Genomic DNA, 4,574 nt, shown 5'->3' with positions numbered 1-4,574 from the left:
GCGGCGTCGCCCGCCGCTGCGGTGCGGGCCGCAGCGGCGGGCGACGTCGTGCGCCCGTGGGGCGCGGGCGGGCATCAGGCCCCGGTGTTCGGCGGCGTCGGCAGGGGGCGGACCGGGACGGCCGCGACCGACGACGGCGAGCGGAGGAAGGTGCCGCCCTGGGCGATGCCGGTGGCGCGGGCGGTGTTGCGCAGCGTGCGCGTGCGCAGGTCGGCGGCGACGACGCGGTAGCGCGCGGTGCACACGACGCTGTCGCCGGGCTTCAGCACCCGGGCCTGCTGGCGCGGGCAGCGCGGGGTGCTGAGCGTGCCCCGGCCGCTGAAGGAGATCTCGGAGACCCCCACCTGACGCACCGGCACGTTGCCGTCGTTGGTGATGCGGAACCGGTACCGCACGACCTGACCGACCGCGGTGATCCGCGTCCGGTCGGCCTTCTTCACCAGCCTGAGCGACGGGTCCGCCGGCACGGGGGGAGCCACGAAGGTCACCGACGTGGCGCCCGGGGACCGCAGACCGCGCGAGGCGATGTTGGAGGCGGAGTTGCGGAAGGTCCCGGTGCCGTCGGCGGTCACCGGCACGGTGATGGTGCAGGAGGCCACGCCCTCGCCGATCGTGCCGCCGGTGACGGCGATGCGCGAGGCGCCGGGGACGGCGTCGATCGTGGCGGCGGCACAGTCGGTGCTCGGCGTCCCGGCCACCGCGAGGTCGCGGGAGAGGGAGTCGGTGAGCTCCCAGCCCACCTTCTCGCCGAGCTCGGAGGTGTTGGTCACCGTGAACACCAGGTCGATCGGGGTGCCGGGGTAGAGCGGTCCCCGGGGAGCGACGAACTCCTTGTCCAACTGGGGGGTCACGTCGAGGACGGTGATGTCGTCGTAGGCGTGGTCGTTGCCCGAGCCGCTGCCCTGCTCGTTGCGCATCAGCACCCCGACCTGGTCGCCGTCGAAGAGGACGGCATTCCCGCCCCGCAGGGTCGTGGCGGTGGCGTCGTCGGTGCCGCCGGCGGGCGGGCACGGGTTGAGGGCGACGTCGTTCACCGCGCGCTCGGTGGTGCCGTCGACCAGGTAGAACTTCAGCAGCGGGTCGTTGGCCGCCACCACGCAGTTCACCACGGCCACGTTCGCCGACACGGTGAGGAACCGGCCGTCGGCGTTGAGCGACAGCGGGTTCACGGTGGCCCACTCGACCTTGCCGGCCCCGGGTGCGCTGTTGGAGTACGCCGTGACCGCGACGTTGTCGGCCGGGTCCGGCGTCCCGTTCAGCACGCCGAGGGCGATCGCGAGCTGACGCAGCCGGCCGCCCTGGGTGGTCGGTCCGGCGGCGGTGGGCGCCGCGGTGAAGCCCGCGGTGACCAGGTCGGCGTCGGAGCTGGTGCCGTCGAGCAGCAGACCGTTGCCCGAGGAGGTGTCCAGCCAGGCGGGGTCGGCGGTGTAGACGCCGCCGCGGTAGGCCGGCAGCGTCGAGACCTGACCGGGCGTCCGGCCCTGCTGGAAGTCCTCGGCCACGAGGACCTCGGGGGCCGACGGGGTGCCGGGGCTGCCGGGCGCCGCCGTGGCGGGGGACACCGACTGGACGGTCACCGCCGTGGTCGCGGCGGCGACCAGGCCGAGAGCGAGCGCCACGCCGATCGGGGCGCTCGTGGGGAAACGGGACACGCGCATGTCATCTCCGTACTGAGGGGTCTGGTGTCGCGAACGTAGGGTCGGGACGACGCTGCTCGGCCGGCTCCGCGGGGCCGCGGAGCCGATTTCACCCCCGAACGGGGGCGGCGTCGCGCGGGATCGGGCGGGGCATCGGCCAGCGGTCGGGCAGCGGTCGGGCAGCGGTCGGGCAGCGGTCGGGCAGCGGTCGGGCCGCGGTGGGGCAGCGGTGGGGCGGCGGCCGGGCTACCGTGGCGCCCATGCCCGCCACCCCCGCCGCCGAGGTCGAGGCCGGCGGCCGCGCCGTGCGCGTGTCCAGTCCCGACCGCGTGATCTACGAGGCCACCGCCACGACGCCGGTGGTCACCAAGCTCGACGTCGCGCGGTACTTCGCGACCGTCGGCGAGGCGATGATGCGCACGATCGGGGACCGGCCCACGGCGATGGAGCGCTGGCCCGACGGCTACCGCGAGGGCATGCGGCTCTCCACGGGCTACGGCGACGACGGCGACGGGTTCTACCAGAAGCGGCTGCCCAAGGGTGCGCCCGAGTGGATCGAGACCGTGGCGATCACCTTCCCCAGCGGCCGGGGCGCGCGGGAGCTGTGCCCCAGCGAGCCGGCGGCGCTGGTGTGGGCGGCCCAGATGGGCACCCTGACCTTCCACCCGTGGCCGGTGCGTCGCCCCGACGTCGACCACCCCGACGAGCTGCGCATCGACCTCGACCCGCAGCCCGGCACCACCTTCGCCGACGTGCGGCGGGTGGCGCTGCTGGCCCGCGACACCCTCGCCGAGCTCGGCCTGCGGGCGTTCGTGAAGACCAGCGGCAGCCGGGGCCTGCACGTGTACGTCCGCATCGCGCCGCGCTGGACCTTCGAGGAGGTCCGCCACGCCGCGATCGGCCTGGGCCGCGAGCTGGAGCGCCGCGACGACGGCGTCACCACCGCCTGGTGGAAGGAGGAGCGCGGCGCGCGGATCTTCCTCGACTACAACCAGAACAACCGCGACCGCACCATCGCCTCGGCGTGGAGCCTGCGCGCCCGGCCGGGCGCGCCGGTGAGCACCCCGCTCACCTGGGCGCAGGCCGCCGACCTCACCGACCCCGCGGCCTTCCACCTCCACGCGGTGCCCGACCTGCTCGCCGACGGCGACCCGTGGGCCGAGATCGACGACGTCGCCCACGACCTCACCCCGCTGCTGGAGCTGTGGGAGACCCTGCCCGGCGGTGAGCTCAACTTCCCGCCCGACTACCCCAAGATGCCGGGCGAGCCGCCGCGCGTGCAGCCGAGCAAGAAGGTCGCCGAGCACTGGGACGAGGACGGCAACCGGGTGGGCTAACCTTCACCGGTGGTCACGCTCGTCCTCGTCACCGGCTCCGGCCGCAGCGGCACCAGCAGTGTGGCCGGCACCCTCAAGCGGCTCGGATTCGCGATCCCGCAGCCCGAGGTGCCCACGGACGAGAACAACCCCCGCGGCTACTACGAGCCGCTGTGGGTGGCCGACTTCCACAAGTACTGGCTCAACGGCATCGGGGTGCGCACCATCGACACCCGCCCGCACGCCGGCGACGTCGCGATGGCCGACGTCACCCCCGAGCGGGAGGCCGAGCTGCGTGACTGGCTGGCCGGCGAGCTGGCCGGGCGGGCCGACGACGACGTCGTGGTGGTGAAGGAGACCCGCGCCTACTGGGTGTACCCGCTGTGGGAGCGGGTGGCGGCCGCCGTCGGCGCCGACCTCGTGAGCCTGACGATGCTGCGTCACCCCGCGCAGGTCGTGCGCAGCCGCGACACCGCCTACCTCTCCGACTTCTCCGACAGCATGCGCCGCCAGCGCGAGACTGCCAACGTCGCCGCCTGGCTCAACTCGGTGCTCGTCACCGAGCACGCCACCCGCGGCAACCCGCGCGCGTTCGTGCCCTACTACGACCTGCTGGGCGACTGGCGCGCCGCCATGACCCGCGCCTGCGGCCAGATCGGGGTGCCCGTCGGCGACCTCGCCGCGCCCCACCCGGTGGACGACTTCCTCACCACCTCGCTTAACCGCTCCGCCGCCACCTGGAACGGGCTCGCGGTGAGCGAGGGCCTGCGCACACTCGCCGAGGCCACCTGGGAGGCCGCCGGCCGGCTGGTGGTCGACCCCGACGACACGGGCGCGCGCGCCGACCTCGACCGGCTGCGCGAGGAGTACGCCGAGGAGTTCCGGGTGGCCGCCGCCATCGCCTCCGATGAGTCCCAGGCGCTGGTGATCGCCGAGCGGGCCAAGTTCGAGGAGCGGCTGGCCCGCAAGAACGCCCGGCTCGCGCAGCTGCGCGAGGCCCGCGCCGCCCAGGACGCCGAGCTCGCCCAGCTGCGCGCGCAGCTGGAGGGCCTCAGCGCCGGCGGGCGACGAGCGTGGGGACGCCGTCCCGGCTGACCAGCCGCCAGCGGTACACGACGCGGTCACCGGAGTCCGGGGCCGTGATCACGGTCGTGAGGCCGCGCGCCGCGATCCGCGTGCGCTGCTCGGCGTACTGCCCCGCCAGGTCCACCCCGGCCGCGTTGCCCAGGAACGGCCGTCGCGGCTCCTGGGCCGCCACCAGCCGGCCGCGGCCGTCGATCACGAACACGGTCCAGCCCGCGGCGTCGCCCCCGGACTGCGACACGACGTAGCCCGGGCCGCCGGAGCCGAAGGAGGCGATCCGGGTGTAGAGGCGCGGGCTCTGGCCCGCCGGGATGGGCGCCCGGACCCGGGTGGTGTCGTCGGCCACCACGAGCCGGGTGTCGCCGGTCGCGACGGCGCCGTCGGTGGCCCGGCCCGTGATGGCCAACCGCACGCCGTCGACCATCACCGCCTGGCCCGGACCGATCGTGCGGGGCAGACCGGCGTGGGCCGACGTCGCGGTGCTCGCCAGCAGCGACGCCGTGGCCGCCGCGGTGAGCGTGGCGGCCCCGGCCGTGGG

The 4,574-nt window shown here is 75.2% G+C and carries 4 protein-coding genes; 2 read left to right on the top strand and 2 right to left on the bottom strand.

What is annotated here, in order from left to right; genetic code table 11:
- Positions 1 to 74 precede the first annotated feature (74 nt).
- On the bottom strand, positions 75 to 1,658 hold the full coding sequence (locus tag ACERUJ_RS16560; RefSeq protein WP_370249924.1) for a hypothetical protein: 1,584 nt from the start codon (positions 1,656 to 1,658) through the stop codon (positions 75 to 77).
- A gap of 239 nt (positions 1,659 to 1,897) precedes the next feature.
- Here ACERUJ_RS16560 and ligD point away from each other — a divergent pair, with 239 nt between their 5' ends.
- A complete protein-coding gene (gene ligD / locus ACERUJ_RS16555; protein WP_370249923.1) occupies positions 1,898 to 2,974 on the top strand; it encodes a non-homologous end-joining DNA ligase in 1,077 nt (358 codons plus the stop codon).
- A 9-nt stretch (positions 2,975 to 2,983) separates the two neighbouring features.
- On the top strand, positions 2,984 to 4,048 hold the full coding sequence (locus ACERUJ_RS16550; protein ID WP_370249922.1) for a hypothetical protein: 1,065 nt from the start codon (positions 2,984 to 2,986) through the stop codon (positions 4,046 to 4,048).
- Here the strand turns inward: ACERUJ_RS16550 and ACERUJ_RS16545 are convergent.
- Positions 4,005 to 4,574: hypothetical protein (locus tag ACERUJ_RS16545; protein WP_370249921.1), on the bottom strand; the 570-nt coding region annotated here is incomplete at its 5' end. The genes ACERUJ_RS16550 and ACERUJ_RS16545 overlap by 44 nt on opposite strands.

This window comes from Nocardioides sp. (assembly GCF_964228225.1).
Lineage (GTDB): Bacteria > Actinomycetota > Actinomycetes > Propionibacteriales > Nocardioidaceae > Nocardioides.
This window is presented reverse-complemented; position numbering and strand designations above follow the sequence as displayed.

Excerpts from the sequence above, each read along its gene's own strand:
- ACERUJ_RS16560 (WP_370249924.1), bottom strand. The coding sequence starts at position 1,658 with ATGCGCGTGTCCCGTTTCCCCACGAGCGCCCCGATCGGCGTGGCGCTC.
- ligD (WP_370249923.1), top strand. The coding sequence starts at position 1,898 with ATGCCCGCCACCCCCGCCGCCGAGGTCGAGGCCGGCGGCCGCGCCGTG.